Below are 19307 nucleotides of genomic sequence, written 5' to 3'. Positions count from 1 at the left end.
GGCAGGTTTTAGAGGGCGTCGAGGACGGCGCGGGCGGTGTTGGCGGCGCAGTCACGTGAGTCGATGATGTAGTCGGCCCAGGCGCGGTAGCGCGGCATGCGCTGCTCGGCGAGCTTATCGATGCCATCGCGGGCGGTGATGGGGCGGCCCTTGTGGGCGAGCTCGTCGAGCTTGCGGTTGAGCATCACGATCTGGCTGTTCTGGTGCAGCAGCGGGTAGTTCTCGTCGCGCGTGACCACGCCGCCGCCGGTGGAGAGCACCAGGCCGCTGCGCTTGGAGATGTCGGCCAGCGCCGCCGTCTCCTGCTCGCGGAAGGCCGCCTCGCCGCGCTCGACGATAAAGTCGGCACAGGGCATGCCCAGGCGCTCCTCGAGCGCGCGGTCCAAGTCGATGTGCTCGCGGCCCGTGAGCTGGGCGATCTGCTCGCCCACGCGGGTCTTGCCCGAGCCCGGCATGCCGATGAGCGCGATGTTCTGCTCGCGGCGTGACAGGCGCTCCGTCACATCCAGGATGCGCTCGCGCGGGGTAATCTGGCCGGTGTAGCGCTCAACAGCCTGTGCCGCTTGGGCCACGAGCATCAGCAGGCCGCCGATGCAGGGGATGCCGCGGCGCTCGGCCTCGAGCATGAGTCCCGTGCGGGCGGGATTGTAGACAATGTCGATGACGCCTTCGAGCGCATCGAACCCTTCGAGCGTGCAGGGAGCGTCGGGGCAGTGAGGGAACATGCCGGCGGGCGTGCAGTTGACGAGCAGCGCCGCGTCGGACTGCTGTGCGATGTTATCGTAGTTGACTTCGCTCGTGCGGCCGACAGGTACAACGACGGCGCTCAGGTCGCCGAGCACCATGCTGGCCGTGGTGCCGGCACCGCCGGTGGCACCGAGCACGAGGACCTTCTTGCCGGCAACCTCAACGCCCAGCTCCTCGACCAGGCACTGAAAACCAAAGTAGTCGGTGTTGTCGCCGCGCAGGCGGCCGTCGGGTAGGCGCGTGATGGTGTTGACGTTACCCATGCGCTTGGCCAGGGGACTCAGTTCGTCCAGGTAGTCCATGACGGCGCGCTTGTAGGGGATGGTCACGTTGGTGCCTTCCCACTCGTCGCCCGTCATAAAGGCTTCGAGGTCCTCGGGCTCGCGCTCAAAGCGCACATACTCCAGCCCTGCGAGCTCCTTGTAGATGGTCGGGGTGTAGCTGTGACCCAGCACACGGCCCAGGACGCCGTAGGGGCGGGCTGCGGCGGTATCGGTCATCTAGAGCACCTCCGTGTAGCTGCCAAAGTAGGTAAAGCTCTCGCACACGTCATCGATGGAATCGAGCAAGTCGTCGAGGGCCTTGCTGCCAAAGGGGCAGTCCAGGTCAAAGTAGAACATAAACTCAAAGTCGTGCCCGGGGATGGGGCGGCTCTCGAGCTTGATGAGGTTGATATTGAGCGCGTAGAAGCGCTCGAGCACGCGGTAGAGGGCGCCCGGCTCGTTTGCCGTAGTGATCATGAGCGAGGTACGGTTGGCACCGGGATAGACGCGCGGCTCGCGGCTGATGACGACAAAGCGCGTGTAGTTGTTGTCCGAGTCCTGGATGTTGGGCTCCAGCACCTCCAGACCGTAGAGCGCGGCGCAGCTGCGCGAGGCGATAGCGGCGAAGTCGGTGCGATCGGAGTTGGCGACCATCTCGGCCGACATGGCGGTGTTGGGGTACTTGGTGGCGTGCAGACTGTGGGCCTCGATAAAGCCGGCGCACTGGGCGATGGCCTGGCCATGGCTGTAGACCTCGCGCACGTCGGCGAGCTTGGTGCCGGGCTTGACGAGCAGGTTGTGATCGATCTTGAGGCGCAGCGAACGCACGATGTGGAAATCGAACTGTGCGAGAAGATCGTAGACGGCGTTGACCGAGCCCGCGGTTGAGTTTTCGATGGGCAGCACGCCAAACTCGCAGAAGCCGTCGCGCACGGCGCGCATAACGCCCTCAAAGGTCTCGAAGAACGCAATATCGGGCACGTCGAAGAGCTTGCACGCGGCGATCTGGCTGTAGGCGCCTTCCACGCCCTGGCAGGCAACGCTTGCCGTCTGGGGGAAGGGCGTGTCAAAGGCCGTGGCCGTGGCATGGGCCTTTTGCGACACGGTGATGCCCTTGAGCTCGTTGATGTAGCGCTGCTGCTCGGCCTTGCTCATGCTCATGAGGAGGCGGAACAGGGTAATGGTCTGGGCCTCGTAGCGCTCGGGTGCTCGGCTGGCAAGGTTGTTGAGTTTGGAGCGCTCGCGGGCGGGGTCAAAGACGGCCTTGCCCATCTCGATCTTTGATTTGGCGACCTCGGTGGCAATGTCCATGCGCTCGACAAAGCTATTGAGGAGCGTGGTATCGATGCCATCGATGGCCTGGCGAATATCGGCAAGGTCCATGGAGACCCCTTTCGTGAATCGTTGCCTGGGGTAGTTAATTTGGGACGGGGCTTTTTTAGCTACCCTTTGACTGGTGGCGAATCGATGGGTGCCGGGGCAAATACTCACTGGCATATGGGGGTAGCTAAAAAAGCCCCGTCCCAAATTAGCTACCCTCGGGGTGGGTGGGCTAAAGCTGGGCGGCGTCTTCTAGGAGGGCGTCCCAGATGGCGAGCGCTGCGGCTGCCTCGGCTACGGGGACGGCGCGCGGAACGATGCAGGGGTCGTGGCGGCCGTGGACCGAGAGTTCGGCATTTTCCATGGCGTCCATGTCCACGGTCTGCTGCTCACGACCGATGGAGGGCGTCGGCTTTACGGCCATGCGCCACATGACGGGCGCGCCGGTGGAGATGCCACCCAGAATGCCGCCGGCGTTGTTGGACTCGACCGCTATCTCGCCGGTCTCGGCATCTATGCGGTACGGATCGTTGTTCTCGCTGCCGCGCATGGCGGCCACGGCAAAGCCCATGCCAAACTCCACGCCCTTTACGGCAGGAATGCCAAAGGCGATTTGCGCGATGCGGTTCTCGATGCCGTCGAACATGGGGTCGCCGATGCCCGCAGGCAGGCCGTAGATGCCGCACTCCACGATGCCACCGATGCTATCAAGCTCGTCGCGTGCGGCGAGAATCTCCTCGCGCATACGGCCGGCAGCTGCCGCGTCGATGCACGGTAGGTCGTTCGAAAGGATCGCCTTGCGGTCGGCCTCGCGATAGACCATGTCGTCCATGGGCAGGTCGGAGATGCCGCCGATCTGCGCGACGTGCGCCATCACCCGAATACCGCGGGCCTCGAGCGCCTGCAGCGCAATACCGCCGGCGATGCATAAGGGGGCCGTTAGGCGGCCGGAGAAATGTCCGCCGCCGGCGACATCGTGCATGTTGTGGTACTTCACGCGCGCGGGGTAGTCCGCATGGCCCGGACGTGGCTTGCGGCGCAGCTCGGAGTAGTCCTTGGAGCGCGTGTTGGTGTTCTCGATAATCGCGGCTATGGGCGCGCCGGTGGTGTGCCCATCGACCACACCGGCAATGATGTGCGCGGCGTCGGCCTCGCGGCGCTTGGTCGCGGTCTCGTCGCGACCGGGGGCGCGACGATCGAGGAAGGCCTGCAGCTGCTCCTGGTCAACGGCGATACCTGCCGGAATGCCGTCGAGCGAGCAGCCGATGGCGGGGGAGTGCGACTGGCCGAAAATGCTTAAGTGCAAAACGTTGCCAAAGGTCGAGGACATGCTACTCCTCCTCGAGCGTGACCTTGCCGCCCAGCAGGCGGTAGTGGTCAAAGAAATCGGGATAGGACTTGTTGACAGCCTCAGCGCCGTGGATCACAACTTCGCCGGTAGCACGGCTCGCGGCGATAGCGGCCATCATGGTGATACGATGGTCGTTGTGCGAATCGACCTCGCCGCCGGTAAAGGCATCGACACCCTTGATGATGAGATCGTCGCCGGCAATGCGCACCTGTGCGCCCAGCGCGGTGAGCTCACGGGTGGTAGTGGCAAGACGGTCGGATTCTTTGATGCGCAGGCGGGCACAATCGCGGATGAACGTGCGGCCTTGTGCCAGCGATGCCACGGCAGAGATAACGGGCACCAGGTCGGGGATGTCGTGCGCGCTCATCTCAAAGCCGGCGAGCTTGTCGGACTGCACGGTGGCGGCGTTGGTGGAGCGCACGATGCGGGCGCCAAAGCGCGAAAGCGCGGCGAGCACGTTGCGGTCGCCCTGCGCGGAGCTCAGCGACACGCCCTCCACGGTGATGGGGTCGGAGCCGATGGCGCCGGCACACAGCCAAAAGGCGGCGTTGGACCAATCGCCCTCGACAGCCACGTTGCCAGGCGTGCGGTACGAGCCGCTGCTCACGCGGAAGTTCGTGACCTCGGGCTTGCCATTCTTGGCGGGGATGCGCTCGACGTTGACCTCAACTCCAAACGCCTTCATGGCCTGGATGGTCAGGTTGATATAGGGGCGACTTTCGATAAGGCCGGTCACCTGCACGCAGGAGGGCTGGGCCAGCAGCGGGGCCGCCAACAGTAGACCGGAGATGTACTGTGAGCTCACATTGCCCGGCAGGATAAAAGTACCCGGGCGCATGCGGCCACTTGTCTTGAGCGGAAAGCCGCCCAGGCCCTGCAGGTCGCAGCCGGCGGCGATGATCTCGTCCGAGAGCGGGGAGAGCGGGCGGGCGCCCAGACGGCCCTGGCCCACAAAGGTTGCCTCTGCCCCCAGCGCGCAGGCGACGGGTAGCATAAAGCGGAGGGTGGAGCCGCTCTCGCCGCAGTCGAGCGTGCCGCCGGCAAGTGCTTTGAGCAGGCCGAACTCAATACTCTTCATAGTGGGATGGACCTGGAAGCCATCCTCGACGGTCTCGATGCGGGCGCCGAGCGCCGTGAGGCAGCGCACCGTGGCCTCGATATCGGCGCAGGTGGTGTTGCAGGTCACATGCGTCTCTCCGTTGGCAAGGGCGGCGCAGATGATCAGGCGGTGCGCCATCGACTTGGACGCGATGGCGGGGACGGTGCCCTTGAGTGGGGACGGAGTGATGCGGGCTAGCATGCGGAGGCGTCTCCCTTCTGGCCGAGGCCCTCGGCAATTAAATCATGAAAGGCGGAAAGCGGCGTGCGGTCGATGCTGCAGCGGCCAATGTCGTGCGGAATTACCAGGTCGATGGTGTCACCGGCGCGTTTTTTGTCGTGCAGCGCCTCGGCAAAGACGGCGTCGGCCGAAAGCTCGCAGCGGGTCTTAAGGCCGTGGCGGGCGCAGAGCTCCTCAATACGTGCGGGCAGCGCGGCGTCGCAGATGCCATGAAGCGCTGCGGCGCGCGTGATGATGCCCATGCCGATCGACACGCAGTTGCCATGTCCCAGCTCAAAGTGCTCGCAGGCCTCGACAGCGTGTCCAGCGCTGTGTCCAAAGTTGAGCAGCTTGCGCTGGTTGGTCTCGCGCTCATCGGCGACAACCACGGCGCGTTTAATGTCGATATTGCGGGCGATGATGAGCGCCACGCGGGCCACGTCGCGTTTGAGGAGCTCCAGCGTGAGCGGGGTCTTCTCCAACTCGGTGAAAAGCTCGGGGTCGGCGATCACGGCGTGTTTGACGACCTCTCCGCAGCCGTCGGCGAACTGCTCGGGTGTGAGGGTGGCGAGACACCCCACGTCGGCAATAACCACACTCGGCTGCCAAAAGGCACCGGCCAGGTTTTTGCCGGCGGCTAGGTCGATGGCCGTCTTGCCGCCCACCGACGAATCAACCATAGCGAGCAGGCTCGTGGGGATCTGCACAAATTTACAGCCGCGCATGTAGGTGGCGGCCACAAAGCCGGCCACGTCGCCCACGACGCCGCCGCCGAGCGCCACGATCACGTCGGAGCGCGAAAGCTCGTGCTCGGCCACAAACTCCAAGATGTTGATGTAGGTCTCGGCGCGCTTGTGGGCCTCGCCGGCCTCGAAGGTGCAGACACTCACCGTATAGCCCGCAGCCTCCATGCTCTGCTTAACGGGCATCTGGTAGAGCGGACCCACGTTGGTGTCTGTCACAATGACGGCGCGCGATCCGCCGGCGGTGGCGCGCACGAGCGGGCCCGCCTGCTCCAGCAAAAACGTGCCGACGTGCACCTGGTAGGGGCGTGCCGTGTCGATATCGATGGTAATCGCCATAAGCTTTGGTCCTTTCGACCTGGCGTGATAGGTGGTCTAGTGGGTGGCCTCGTCGTCGAGCGCGCGCTTGATGCGGTCGCCCTCGGCAAGGAGATTCTCAAGATAACGCTGGTCGCGGTCCTTGAGCGCACGGCTGTAGGCGCCAAGTGACTGGATCAGATGGTCGATCTCGAAGGCGAGCGCGTCGGCGTCGTCAATCATGAGCTCGGACCACATTTGCGGGTTGAGGTGCGCCACGCGGGTAAGGTCGCGGTAGCTACCGGCCGAAAAGCCGTGGTGGACCTGGGCGGTCGGGCTCTTGACGTAGGCGTTTGAGACGACGTGCGCGAGCTGGCTCGTAAAGGCGATCACGCGGTCGTGCTCGGCGGCGGTGGTCACGCTGAACTTGCCAAACCCTAAGGGGCGCACCATTTCGCGCACCTGGCCTAAAAGCTCCAGCTTGAGCGCATCGTCCACCGCGGGCGGCACGAGCACGAGTGGCGCGCCCTGGAACAGGTCGGCACGGGAGTGCGCGTAGCCCGAGTACTGGGTGCCCGCCATGGGGTGAGCGCCCACAAAGTAAAACCCGTACTCGCGGGCGAGTTCGAAGGCACGCTCGCACACGATGCCCTTCACGCCCACGGTGTCAATCACCACGGGCCCCATGATGGCCTCGGTATCGGTGGCGTCGGCGAGTGCTTGGGCGTGCGCCTCGAGCCACTCGATGCAGGCCTCGGGGTAACAGGCCAGCACGATGATGTCGCACTCGCCGAGCGTCTCGTCGTTGAGCTCGCCGGCGACGGTGCCCATGCTGGCGGCCGTCATGACGTCATCGTCGGGGTCCCAGGCCAGCACGCGGACGCCCGCCTGCGCATAGCCGCGGGCAAAGCTGCCGCCGATGAGGCCCAGGCCCACAATGCCGGCGCATTTGGGGCCGCCCTGGTTAACGCGCGCGTTTCTCACCGTACCCATGTGCTACTCCATGGTCTCTTGGCAGACGACCTCGCGGATGGCGCGGATGCGGCGCATGGTGTCGTCGAACTGGTCGGGGGTGAGGGCCTGGGCGCCGTCGGACCACGCGCGGCTAGGCTCGTCGTGGACCTCGATCTCCAGGCCATTGGCGCCGCAGGCGGTCGCGGCGAGCGCCATGGGTTCAACGTAGCGGGTGTAGCCGGTGGCATGGCTGGGGTCGGCCACGACGGGCAGGTGCGACAGGTGGTGCAGCACCGGCACGGCGTTGAGGTCGAAGGTGTTACGGGTGCGGGTCTCGAAGGTGCGAATGCCGCGCTCGCACAGGATAACGTTATCGTTGCCCTCGCTCATGATGTACTCGGCAGCCATGAGCAGCTCGTCGACGGTGCCGGACATGCCGCGCTTGAGCAGGACCGGGGTCTTGGTCTTGCCGACCTCCTTGAGCAGGGGGAAGTTCTGCGCGTTGCGGGCGCCAATCTGCATGACGTCAATCTTCTTATCCAAGAAGACCTGCACGTCGCGCGGGTCCATGATCTCGGTGACGATCGGCATGTCGAGCTCGGCCGATGCCTCGCATAGCAGGTCCAGGCCGGCGGGGCCCATGCCCTGGTAGGCGTAAGGGGAGGTGCGGGGCTTGTAGGCACCGCCACGCAGCATGGTGGCGCCGGCGGCCTTTACGCGGCGTGCGATGCGAATGAGGTTTTCGCCCTCGACGGAGCAGGGTCCGGCGATGACCTGGAACTGGTCGCCGCCGATCTTGATGCCGTGGCCGCAGTCGATGACGGAGTCCTCGGGGTGGAACTTGCGGTTGGCACGCTTGAACGGCTCGGAGACGCGCTGCACACGCTCGACGACGTCCATGGACTCGAGCAGGAACGGGTCGATCTTGGTCGTATCGCCCACCAGGCCGATGATGGTCTCGTTCTCGCCCCGCGACACGTCGGTTTTGAGACCCTTCTTCTCAATCCAGCTGACGATGTGGCCGATGGCCTCATCGCTTGCGCTCCGCTTTAAAATTGCAATCATGGTGTGCCTCTCACCTCGATGGATAACCCTTGCAAAAACGGCCCGCAGTGCGAGCCGTATCATATGGTGCATGAGAGTTTATACTAATTATTTCACTTTTGCGTCCTAAAGTGAGCCGTTGCGCTTCGTCTCCCACGTAATTGCAGAGCTTTTTCTGTTATGTTGTTAGCTCGTGGCGCACTTGGGTATAATGCCAACCGTTGGCCCTATTAGCTCAGGGGATTAGAGCGTCTGCCTCCGGAGCAGAAGGCCGTTGGTTCGAATCCAACATGGGGCACCATCGAACGTAAGGCCGTCCGAACCTCGTATGGTCCGGGCGGTTTTCTTATACCGATGCGACGTGATGGGACGTGGTATGGCAGCTACAGATATCGAGCGCGGACTTTCGACCGCCGAGGTCGAGGAGCGCATTGCCGCCGGCAAGATCAACCGCAACATGGAGCTCAAGACCAAATCGGTTCGTGAGCTTATCATCGAAAATCTCTGCACGCTGTTCAATCTGATCAACGTGGTTTTAGCGTTTTTGGTCATTATGACCGGATCGTTTAAGAACCTGACGTTCCTGTTCGTGGTGTTCCTCAACACCGCCATCGGTGTTATCCAGTCCATGCGATCAAAGAAGATGGTCGACAAGCTCACACTCCTCACTTCAAAGAAGGCCATCGCGGTGCGCGATGGTGCCGAGGTGGAGCTCGACTTGGACCAGATCGTGCTCGACGACATCATTCGTCTGGGGCGCGGGGACCAGATACCTGCCGACGCCGTGGTGGTATCGGGCGAGGCGCTCGTTAACGAAAGTCTGCTGACGGGCGAGAGCGACCTTATTAAGAAGCAGCCTGGCTCCGAGCTCATGAGCGGCAGCTTTATCGACTCGGGCCTGTTGCGTGCCCGCGTGGTCCATGTTGGTGCGGATAACTATGTGGCCAAGATCAACAACGAGGCCAAGTACGTCAAAAAGGTCAATTCCGAGATCATGAACGCGCTCAACGCCATCGTGCGCTTTGCGAGCGTCATCATGATTCCGCTCGGTCTGGCCTTGTTTGCCGCGAGTGTGAGCGGGCTATGGGATGCCGCCGGTACGCCGGGCGATAGCGCGCTTTCGTGGTGCTTTTCCGAGCTGCTGGCCGGTCGCGTGCCTTCGTCGGCGCTGCTGTCCACGGTGGGCGCTCTTTTGGGCATGATTCCGCAGGGCCTGGTGCTGCTGACCTCGTCGGTGCTCGCGATTGCCACGGTGCGCCTGGCGCGCCGCAAGGTACTCGCGCAACAGCTCTATTGCATCGAGACGCTCGCGCGCGTCGACGTGCTGTGCCTGGACAAGACGGGCACTATCACGTCGGGTCGCATGGAGGTCGAGGGCACCTATCCGTTGCCCGTTGAGGGTGTGGGCTTGGCCCCGGACGAGGCACCTGTCCCCGTCGATACTACCGTGCTCGATTTTGCGCTTGCCAATGTCGCGCGCGCGACCTCGGCTGATGCCAATGAGACCTGCCAGGCGCTGCTCAACTACTACGCCGACCGCCCGGTCGAGGTGTCCGAGCCGCTGTCGGTCATTCCGTTTTCGTCCTCCAAAAAGTGGAGCGGCGCCTCGTTTGCGCAGGGCTCCTATGTGATGGGCGCGGCGCAATTTGTGCTTTCGGAGCGTATCTTTGCGCAGGTCGAAAATCGTGTGGCCGAGCTTGCCGACACCTGCCGCGTGCTCGTGGTGGCCCGTGTGGACGGCTTTACGCCCGATGGCGATATGGTGGGCGAGGCCGAGCCCGTGGGCTTTGTGACCATTCGCGATGAGATTCGCACTTCGGCCGCCGAGACCATCGGCTACTTTAACGAGCAGGGCGTGACCCTCAACGTGATCAGTGGCGACGACCCTCGTACGGTGTCGTCGATCGCGCGCGTGGTGGGCGTGCCGGGGGCGGACGCTTATGTGGACGCCATGACGCTCGATACGCCGTCCAAGATTGATGCGGCGGTGGACCGCTACCATGTCTTTGGCCGCGTGACCCCGCAGCAGAAGCGCGAGCTCGTGCAGGCGCTCAAGCGTCGTGGCCATACCGTTGCCATGACGGGTGACGGCGTCAACGATGTGCTGGCGCTCAAGGAGGCGGACTGCTCCGTGGCCATGGCCGCCGGTTCCGACGCCGCACGCAACGTGGCCGAGATCGTGCTGGTCGATAACGACTTTGCCTCGATGCCCGCCGTGGTGGCCGAGGGCCGTCGCTCCATCAACAACCTGCAGCGTTCGGCCTCGCTGTTCCTGACCAAGACGCTGTTCTCGATGGGCCTGGCGGCGCTGTGCATCGCGCTGCCGCCGTATCCCTTTGAGCCTATCCAGATGACGCTCATTAACTTCTTCTGCATCGGTGCGCCGGGCTTTGTGCTGGGCCTTGAGCCCAACAATGCCCGCGTGAAGGGCTCATTCTTGACCAACGTGCTCAAGCGTGCGCTGCCGGCGTCGGTTGCAGTCATTTTGGCCGCGGCGCTCGACATCTTTGTGGCGCGCGTGTTTGGCTTTGGCCAGCTCACGCTGTCGACGATGTGCCTTCTCACGTCGTGTGCGGCAAGCGTGAGCCTGATCTGGCGTATCTCGCAGCCGCTCACACCCTTGCGTGTGATGCTCTTTGTATTTGTCGTCGTCGGCATCTTGGCGGGCGTTATCGGATTCCCCGAGCTGCTGTCCATCGCCAACTTGTCGATGGGCGAGGCAATTATCCTTCTGGTGATTGTGGTCTTTACTTGCAGCGTGTTCTTTAAACTCGCCACGATGATGGATTCGCTTAAGCCGCGTCGCCGCCATGCCGCCACTGGCTTTGGTCGCGGCGTGCGCGTTCGCTTGGGCCGCGGTGGCGGCAAAGTGAGCTCGACGGGCTCGACGGCCGAGCGTTTTGCCAAGCGCGTCGCCGCCGACATGGCGCAGCGCCGCGAAGATCGCACCGCTCGCGAGGCCGAGGCCCGCGCGCTCGAGGGCGTGGAAAAGACCCAGCCCAAGAAAAAGAAGGGCGCGGGCGTCAGGCGCTCGCGTGTGACCAAGTCCGCCCAGGGCATTAAGGTCTCGATGCCGAGCAAAAAGAAGAAGTAACCGCACCTCACAGGGTAGCTAATTTGGGACGGGGCTTTTTTAGCTACCCGGCTGATGACGCGATCTATTTGGCCGATTGGCGGCCAGGGCAGCTAAAAAAGCCCCGTCCCAAATTAGCTACCCTGCGATGTTGAATTGGTGCCCTGTGCCTTTAGGGGCGTAGCGATGTTATGCTCTAACCTCGATTGTTCGAATGATTCCGAAAAGAGGATGCCGTGATTTGCCCGCATTGTCTCAAGACCATAGAGGACGGCTCCTCGTTCTGCCCCTATTGCAATACCTATGTTGGCCCGGGCGATGGCCCCGAGCACACCGAGTTTGTGTTCTGCGAAGGCTGCGGTGCCCGTCTGTCGCCTCATGACCGTACCTGTTCCAAGTGCGGGCGCCCTGCCCCGGGCATTCTATCCGAGGATGCGGCAGCATCCGACCTGGCTGCTGGGCGCACGGCTGGTTTTCCCCGCCTGACGCAGGAGCAGATCGATACCGAGGTGCCCCATGCGCCGGCCTCTGCCGCCGCGGTACTTTCCGATGCCGCCGATCCCAATGAGACCTGCGTGCTGCCGGCTTTCGACAGGGATTTTGGCATTCCCAAGGTCGATATCCCGCTGCCGGTGTCCCTTCGTGACGACGCTCAGTCCAAAAATCAAAAACCCAAGCGCAAGGTGCATCCTGACGAGGATGCCTACCACAAGCACAAGCGCCGTATTCCCAAGCCGCTCATCGTCATCGCGTTGCTCGCTGCCGTGTGCGGCAGTGCCTATTGGTTTGTGACGTCGGACCCCATGGGCGTTATGCCGGGCTTTTACGACCAGTTTGGCCAGGCCGCCAAGACGACGTTCCCCTCGCGCCAGAAGGGCGAGGCTACCGAGGAAGAGACCAAGTCCGACGATACCGCCGAGGTGGTCCAGGAGGAGACCGTCCTTTCCGACGACCAGCTCTATACCAAGCTCGACGGTCTGTATCGGACCATCGTGTCGTATGGCGACGATGATCAGATCGGCGAGGTTGTCGACTCGTTTAACAGCGGGTACCTGCGCACGCCGCTCTCCACGCGTCAGGAGCTGTCGCAGAGCGCTTATGCCCTGCGCGACCAGATCAAAAAGACCCAAGACGAGCTCAACAACCTTAAGGTGCAAGATGATACCGTCTACGCGGAGGATATCGAGCACCTCAAGCAGCTTGCCGAGTGGATGTACGAGCGCGTCGACATGATCTGCCAGAGCTGGGATATCTCGCTGTCCATTCCCGATGGCGAGTCGCTGAGCGCCCGCCAGAGTGAAATCTTGGCGCCCATCGCACAGGGCGGCAACAGCGCCCTTAACCAGTACGATGCCAATGTGAGCGCCTGGAAGCCGCAGCCGCGTTCGTAATTTGTTGCCCTCCGACGGCATAACCTGCGTGCGCAATTGATGGAAGCCCGTGCTTATTGCTACAATTCGTACAAATATGCTTTAAACGCACGAGGAAGGAACCACATGTTTGGTTTTAAGAAAGAGCTTTATACGCCCGAGTACCAGCTCGCTGGTGATGAGTGTGCGATCATCGAGACGTCGAAGGGTACGATCAAGGTCAAATTTGACGGCGAGGGCGCTCCCATCCATGTGGCGAACTTCTGCGAGCTTTCCACCATGGGCTTTTATGACGGCCTTAAGTTTCACCGCTATGTGCCCGGCTTTGTGATCCAGGGCGGCGACCCCAATACCCGCGATATGTCCGGCGCTGACGTCGCCGCCGGCCTTGAGGGCCCCGACGGTATGCCCGGCACCGGTGGCCCCGGCTACTGCATCAAGGGAGAGTTTGCCACCAACCCGCGCAACAGCCATGTGGACGGTGCGCTTGCCATGGCGCGTTCCATGGATCCCGATTCCGCGGGCTCCCAGTTCTACTTCTGCCTGGGAGCCCAGCACAATCTGGATTCCGGTTACACCGTCTTTGGCACCACGGTCGAGGGCCTCGACGTGATTTCGCAGCTGCGTGCCGGCGACGAGATCGTCCATGTCGAGATCGTTCACGAGTAAAAGGGGACTTCCTTGAATAGCCAGCTGATTCAACAGGGTCGAGCCGCTTATCGTGCGGGCGACTTTTCTGCAGCCGCTCAGATGCTCGGTGCGGCAAAGACCCCCAGCGAGATCATGGGCGAGGCCGACCATCTGCGTGGCAACGCTCTGATGCACCTGGGTATGTATGCCGAGGCTGCCGAGGCGTACGCGGCTGCCCTCAACGACGGCACCTATGGAAAGCGCGGCGCGCTGCTCACCAACCGCGGCAAGGCGCTCGCTGCCGTGGGTGACTATGTGACCGCAGCCCAGGCGTTCTCCGCCGCAACGCAGGATGCTTCCTATGCCACGCCGTTTAAGGCCTATCTGGGTCTTGGCAACGCGCTGTTCCAGTCGGGCGATTTCGCCAATGCAGGCACTGCCTTCCGCCAGGCCGCCATCGATGGCGCCAATCCAGCCCCCGCGGCCGCCCTTGGCGAGCTCGGCCGCTGCTTCATCAAACTTGGCCGACCGGCGGACGCCGTGGAGACCTACCGCACCGCTATCGACTTTGCCGGTCCGCGCGATGACACGCGTGCGCTTAACGCGGGTATGGGCGAGGCGCTTTCTGCCGCGGGTCGTCCTTCCGAGGCGCTCGATGCCTTTAATGCCGCCACCGCCGACGGCATCTATCAGCTCACACCCGAGCAGGCCGATGAGCTTGCCCGCGTGCACGATTCACTTGCCGCGCTTTCGGCCCAGACCGCCATGGCCACGGCCCCGGCGCCCGCCATGGATACGACTGCTGTCGATTCGCTCGATCCCACGGGTGCCACTGGCCAGTTTATGCCCGATCCGTCCGACACGGGCTTCTTTACGCTGTCCGAGTCCGAGATGGTCCAACAGGATCGTCAGGACCGCAAGCAGGCCAAGGTCCGTCGTCGCCATCGCCATACGGGCCTCAAGGTCTTCCTGGTTTTGCTTCTGCTGATTGTTCTTGCCGCGGGCGGTTTGGGCTTTGCCTACACGCGCGGCATGGGTATCCCCTCGCAGGAGTCCGTCATCACCGATCTGTTCCAGGCTGCCGGCGACGGTGATACCGCTAAGGCCGAGTCCTGCCTGGCCTCCAGCCTGTCCGAGGACGCCAAGGCGATGATTATCTCCTCGATCCCGCAGGGCGCCACCGTCTCCATCGAGGGCATGGATCAGTCCATGACCGAGACCACCGCGAAGGTGAAAGCTTCGCTCTCCAAGGGCGGCGAGCAGGAATATACCGTCAAATTCGTGCGCTCCGATAACCATATCGGCTGGGCGGTATCTTCGCTCGACATCGATTTCTCGGCCGCTGACAACCAGTAGTGACCTTATGAGATTTGGCGCTGCCCGGTGCTTCACCGCAAGTGAGGTGCCGGGCTTGCGCTAGTATGATGGGCTAGTAGTTTTCCAGCAATCATCCAACACATCAGGAGTTGCGTTGTTTTCTTTGATGGACATGTTCTTCGGTAGCTATGCGGGCGATCTAGCCATCGACCTCGGCACCGCCAATACGCTTGTCTCTGTGCGCGGCAAGGGCATCGTCATTCGCGAGCCTTCCGTCGTCGCCATCGACAAAAACGATGAGCGCATTCTTGCAGTCGGTATCGAGGCTAAGCGTATGCTTGGCCGTACGCCCGGCAACATTGTGGCCGTGCGTCCTCTTAAGGATGGCGTCATCGCCGACTTCGATGTCACCGAGGCCATGCTTCGCTACTTTATCGATAAGGCTTCCGAGAAGCGCTATCCGTGGACCCCTCGTCCGCGCGTCGTCGTATGCGTTCCCTCTGGTGTCACGTCGGTCGAGAAGCGCGCCGTTTTTGAGGCTACGATCCAGGCTGGCGCTCGCCAGGCCTATCTGATCGAGGAGCCCATGGCCGCGGCTATCGGTGCTGACTTGCCTGTCGAGGAGCCGACCGGCTCCATGGTCATTGACATCGGTGGCGGCACCACCGAGGTTGCCGTTATCGCCATGGGCGGTATCGTCGTGTCGCAGTCCATCCGCATTGCCGGCGACGAGTTCGATCAGGCTATCCTCACGCATGTTCGCGATGCCTACAATTTGGCCATCGGCGAGCGCACGGCCGAGGACATTAAGATTAAGGTCGGCTCTGCCGTGCCGCTCAAGGACGAGCTCGACGTCGAGGTCAATGGCCGCGACGTGATCACGGGCCTGCCCAAGACCGTGCGCATCGAGAGCGAGGAGATTCGTCGTGCGCTCAATAAGCCGCTCGACGAGATGGCCAAGGCCGTCAAGGACGCACTCGACGCCACGCCGCCCGATCTTGCCTCGGATCTTATGTACTACGGCATTCTGTTGACCGGCGGCGGTGCGCTGCTGCGCGGCCTCGACGTCCGCTTGCGCGACGAGACAGGCGTTTCGGTCAACGTGAGCCCCACGGCGCTCGACAACGTCGTAAACGGTTGCGCCCGCGTGCTCGAGGCCAACGCGTTTGACGGCGGTTTCGTCCAGACCAATGCTTAATTTCCAAAAGGTGGATTCCATTTGGCACGATCTTCGGGTTTCTCTTCAAATCTGAATACCAAACGACAATCAACGGGTATGCGCCCGTTGATTGTTTTCAGCCTGATTTCTGTGTTGCTGCTCACGTTTTACATTCGAGAGGGCGAGGCCGGGCCGATACATGCCGTGCGTTCGGGCGTTACGACAATCACCTCTCCGGTGCGTTTCGTTGGCTCGGCGGTGGCGGCGCCATTCAATGCCATCGGCAACGTGTTCTCCAACCTCACCGCCTCGCAGGAGTCGCTCGACGACCTTAAGAAGCAAAACGAGGTCCTCACTTCCAAGGTCGCGGAGCTTTCCGAGGCCCAAAAGACCGCTGAGCGCCTTGAGGGTCTTGTGGGCCTGCAGTCGACCTATAACCTCAAGTCCACTGCGGCTCGTATTGTCGGAGCCTCGGGTGACGCCTGGACGTCGACCGTCACCATCGATAAGGGTTCTGCCGACGGGCTTACCATCAACATGCCCGTGACGAGCTCGGCCGGCGTCATCGGCCAGATTATCGAGGTTTCGGCCAAGACATCGACCGTGCGCCTGATTGGCGACGAGAACTCTGGTGTGTCCGCCATGGTGCAGGACACGCGCGCACAAGGCATGCTACAGGGCCAGCCCGATGGCACGCTGCGTCTTGAGTACGTGAGCGTCGACTCCGATGTTAAGGTGGGCGATATCATCGTGACCTCGGGCATCGGTGGCGTGTTCCCCAAGGGACTGCCGCTTGGCACCGTGTCTTCGGTCGAGAAGTCGGCTAACGACGTGTACTACACCATTGTGGTACGTGCGCAGACCACGGCCGAGAACAATGAGGAAGTGCTCGTCATCACCTCGCTCACCGACGAGCAGTCGGCTTCGGACGATGATGTGAGCTCGGCCAATAGTACCCCGCAGGGCTCGTCGCGCGATGCCGCGACTCAGTCTAAGGACGAGAAATCGGATGATGATTCCGACACGGCCGAAGCGTCCGATTCTGGATCGAGCGAATAGGGAGGCATGTCCATGGATCTACACGAGCAGGGGACTGGCTCCCGCGCCTTTGCAATCGCCGCTATCGTCTGCGTGCTGCTGCAGGCGGGACTGGCACCGCAAATCTCCATCGCGGGCGGCCGCGTCAACTTTATGATCATCTTGGTGTGTCTGAGCGTGTTTTCGGGCGACCCTACGCGTGCCGTCGTGTGCGGCTTTTGCAGCGGTCTGTTTTACGACCTTTCCGCCGCCGTGCCGGTGGGCGTTATGTCGCTGCTGCTGACCGTGGGCAGTTTTGCTTTGGTGCACAGCGCGGCTGGTCAGACGGGCGGCTCGCCGAGCGCGCGCGGCGTTACCGTGGGCGCCTTTGCGCTTGCCATCAACGTGGTCTACAGCATCATCTTGCTGTTTATGGGTCTGGAGACGAGCTTTGTGGTGGCCATCTTTGGGCACGCTCTGCCGTCCTCGATCCTGACGGGCTTGATTGCCATTCCGTTTTTGATGTCCGGTGCCGCTCCGCAGTCTGGCTATGGGTTCTCCGCGCGCGGTGGGCGTCAGACGGGTATGCGCTTTAAGCCCAAGACCCGTAAGCTCAAATAGGGGAGGCCTATAGATGTCTTCCCAGTTGACGGTTGTTGTCGCCGGTATCGCGCTGGTCGTGGCCATTGTGGTCGCGCTGGTCATCATGCGCCGCGGCGACTCCCGCTTTACCTACGACACACAGCACGGAACGGCCCCGCGCGCCACCGAGGGCGAGGGCAATACGGCCGCCACGGCCTTCAAGGGCCGTTTTTCCATCCTCACCACGGGCGTTGGTGCCATGTTTGCCGCGCTTGCCGTTAAGCTGTGGGGCATGCAGATGGTCTCGTCGGACTACTACGACAAGCAGGCCAAGAGCAATCAGACCCGTACCGTTACCACGCCTGCCGTGCGTGGCCGCATCTTGGACCGCAACGGCGTCGCACTGGTGCAAAACCGCCCCTCGCTCGCCGTCGTCGCCTATCGCGATCTTGCCGACGACAAGGTGCTGGTGCGTCATCTTGCCAACGTGCTCGGCATGCCGTATGTCGCGGTGCTGCGCAACATCCAGGACAATTCCGAGGGCGCGCAGAGCCTGCATACGATCGCGACTGACGTGCGCCGCTCTACCGTCGCCTACATTCAGGAGCACGCCGGTGAGTTTCCCGGCGTGAAGATCGCCGAGCGCACCGAGCGCCAGTACCCGTATGGCGAGACCGCCTGCCATATTTTGGGCTATACCGGTACCATTACCTCCGAGCAGCTCGAGGCGCAGAACAAGAAGTCGTCGGACGGCAACGAAAGCGCGGCTGGCCAGATCTCGTATCAATCGGGCGATATTGTGGGTCAGGCGGGCGTAGAGATTTACTACGAAAATCTGCTGCAGGGCATTCGCGGTGAGCAGACCGTGAAAGTTGACGCCTCGGGTAACGTTACCGGTCAAGCCGGCGCCGTTCCCGCCAAGGCCGGTTCTGACATTAAGCTTACGCTCGATCTTAAGATTCAACAGGCCTGCGAGACGGCTCTGGCGAATGCCATTGAGCTTGCCAAGACTACGGGCCATAGCAATGCCGGCAACGGTGCCGTGGTGTGCCTTGACCCCAACAACGGCGAGATCTTGGGCATGGCAAGCGAACCCAAGTTTGATCCTTCTGTCTTTATCGGCGGCGTTTCCAATGACGTGTGGACCGAGCTTAACGATGACGAGGGCTCGCATCCGCTGCTCAACCGCGCCATTAGCGGCCAGTACATGTCCGCCTCGACCATCAAGCCCCTCTCGGCGTTGGCTGGCCTCGAATTTGGCACGTACACTTCGAGTCAAACGACCAACTGCACGGGATATTGGACCGGCTTGGGCAAATCTTGGGGAAAGTACTGCTGGCTGCACTCCGGCCACGGCACGATGACGCTGCAGTCCGGTATCGCCAACTCCTGCGACCCCGTGTTCTACGATATGGGCAAGGCCTTTTTCTACAACGACCAGCATCCCGAAGGCCTGCAAGAGGTCTTTCGCCGTTGGGGCCTGGGCAAGACCTGCGGCATCGACCTGCCGAGTGAGGGTGCGGGCCGCATTCCCGATGCAGAGTGGAAAGAGTCGTACTTTACCGACGCCTCGGCCGAGGACCGCAAGTGGAATGCCGGCGATATGACCAACATCGCCATCGGTCAGGGCGACATTCTGGTGACACCGCTGCAGATGGCCTGCGCCTACATGGGTATTGCCAACGGCGGCAAACAGTATGTGCCGCATGTGTTCTTGTCTGCTGTCTCGCGTGATGGCGACGGCGATGCCTACAAGTACAACGGCAAGGGCAAAAAGAAGCGCCTTGAGGCTCAAATTAACAACGATGCCGATCTTGCGCTGGTCCGCAACGGCATGCACGATGTGATTTACTCGGCGTCGACTTCGACCGCCGCGCACTTTAACTCCCTGACCCCTACGGTCTACGGCAAGTCCGGCACGGGCGAGAAGAGCGGCGAGGACGATTACGCGTGGTTTTGCGCCTACGCGCCGGCCGATGACCCCAAGTACGTGATCGCCACTGTCTTGGAACAGGGCGGTGGCGGCTCCGATACCGCGCTGCACGTTGTGCGCGATGTCCTCGGTGCGATTTATGACGAGCCCGACACGTCGACGGCCACGGGCGATTCCTCGGTTCGATAG

At 62.3% G+C, this 19307-nt stretch carries 15 protein-coding genes and 1 tRNA gene; 9 read left to right on the top strand and 7 right to left on the bottom strand.

What is annotated here, in order from left to right; translation table 11 throughout:
• Positions 1-8 precede the first annotated feature (8 nt).
• From ACQRC0_RS00760 to aroF, 7 genes are all read right to left on the bottom strand, one after another.
• Positions 9-1247, bottom strand: a complete 1239-nt coding sequence (locus ACQRC0_RS00760; protein WP_427726938.1) for a shikimate kinase — start codon at positions 1245-1247, stop codon at positions 9-11.
• The gene (gene pheA, locus ACQRC0_RS00755; RefSeq protein WP_427726935.1) at positions 1248-2393 is read right to left on the bottom strand and encodes a prephenate dehydratase; all 1146 of its coding nucleotides are present in this window, start codon (positions 2391-2393) and stop codon (positions 1248-1250) included. It lies immediately after the preceding gene.
• A gap of 169 nt (positions 2394-2562) precedes the next feature.
• Complete coding sequence (aroC, locus tag ACQRC0_RS00750) at positions 2563-3660, bottom strand: chorismate synthase (RefSeq protein WP_427726932.1); 1098 nt, start codon at positions 3658-3660, stop codon at positions 2563-2565.
• 1 nt (position 3661) lies between these two features.
• The gene (gene aroA / locus ACQRC0_RS00745) at positions 3662-4981 is read right to left on the bottom strand and encodes a 3-phosphoshikimate 1-carboxyvinyltransferase (protein ID WP_427726929.1); all 1320 of its coding nucleotides are present in this window, start codon (positions 4979-4981) and stop codon (positions 3662-3664) included.
• A complete protein-coding gene (gene aroB, locus ACQRC0_RS00740) occupies positions 4975-6081 on the bottom strand; it encodes a 3-dehydroquinate synthase (RefSeq protein ID WP_427726927.1) in 1107 nt (368 codons plus the stop codon). Before aroB ends, aroA begins: the two co-directional genes overlap by 7 nt.
• Positions 6082-6117: 36 nt before the next feature.
• Entirely contained in the window at positions 6118-7032 is a 915-nt protein-coding gene (locus tag ACQRC0_RS00735) for a prephenate dehydrogenase (RefSeq protein ID WP_427726924.1), read from the bottom strand.
• Positions 7033-7035: 3 nt separating this feature from the next.
• The gene (gene aroF / locus ACQRC0_RS00730; protein ID WP_427726922.1) at positions 7036-8058 is read right to left on the bottom strand and encodes a 3-deoxy-7-phosphoheptulonate synthase; all 1023 of its coding nucleotides are present in this window, start codon (positions 8056-8058) and stop codon (positions 7036-7038) included.
• A 203-nt stretch (positions 8059-8261) separates the two neighbouring features.
• Here aroF and ACQRC0_RS00725 point away from each other — a divergent pair.
• The 9 genes from ACQRC0_RS00725 (at position 8262) to mrdA (ending at position 19307) form a co-directional block, all read left to right on the top strand.
• Positions 8262-8338: transfer RNA gene (locus ACQRC0_RS00725), tRNA-Arg, on the top strand.
• Between the two features lie 75 nt (positions 8339-8413).
• On the top strand, positions 8414-11131 hold the full coding sequence (locus ACQRC0_RS00720) for an HAD-IC family P-type ATPase (RefSeq protein ID WP_427726920.1): 2718 nt from the start codon (positions 8414-8416) through the stop codon (positions 11129-11131).
• Positions 11132-11346: 215 nt separating this feature from the next.
• Positions 11347-12501, top strand: coding sequence for a zinc ribbon domain-containing protein (locus tag ACQRC0_RS00715; RefSeq protein ID WP_154516175.1), 1155 nt, complete (start codon positions 11347-11349; stop codon positions 12499-12501).
• A 105-nt stretch (positions 12502-12606) separates the two neighbouring features.
• Positions 12607-13149, top strand: a complete 543-nt coding sequence (locus tag ACQRC0_RS00710) for a peptidylprolyl isomerase (RefSeq protein WP_154516178.1) — start codon at positions 12607-12609, stop codon at positions 13147-13149.
• A 12-nt stretch (positions 13150-13161) separates the two neighbouring features.
• The gene (locus ACQRC0_RS00705; RefSeq protein ID WP_427726917.1) at positions 13162-14466 is read left to right on the top strand and encodes a tetratricopeptide repeat protein; all 1305 of its coding nucleotides are present in this window, start codon (positions 13162-13164) and stop codon (positions 14464-14466) included.
• Between the two features lie 127 nt (positions 14467-14593).
• Entirely contained in the window at positions 14594-15625 is a 1032-nt protein-coding gene (locus ACQRC0_RS00700; protein ID WP_006236061.1) for a rod shape-determining protein, read from the top strand.
• Between the two features lie 78 nt (positions 15626-15703).
• Positions 15704-16645 carry a rod shape-determining protein MreC gene (mreC, locus tag ACQRC0_RS00695; RefSeq protein ID WP_427726915.1) on the top strand — a complete coding sequence of 314 codons (942 nt, stop codon included), beginning with the start codon at positions 15704-15706 and terminating at the stop codon, positions 16643-16645.
• A gap of 12 nt (positions 16646-16657) precedes the next feature.
• Positions 16658-17224, top strand: a complete 567-nt coding sequence (locus ACQRC0_RS00690; protein WP_427726912.1) for a hypothetical protein — start codon at positions 16658-16660, stop codon at positions 17222-17224.
• Positions 17225-17237: 13 nt separating this feature from the next.
• Positions 17238-19307: a penicillin-binding protein 2 gene (mrdA, locus tag ACQRC0_RS00685; RefSeq protein ID WP_154516187.1), complete on the top strand. Its 2070-nt coding sequence runs from the start codon at positions 17238-17240 to the stop codon at positions 19305-19307.

This window comes from Collinsella sp. SGI.033 (assembly GCF_050315135.1).
In the GTDB taxonomy this organism is placed as follows: domain Bacteria; phylum Actinomycetota; class Coriobacteriia; order Coriobacteriales; family Coriobacteriaceae; genus Collinsella.
The sequence above is the reverse complement of the archived record's forward strand: the minus strand, read 5'-3'. Positions and strand labels throughout refer to the sequence as shown.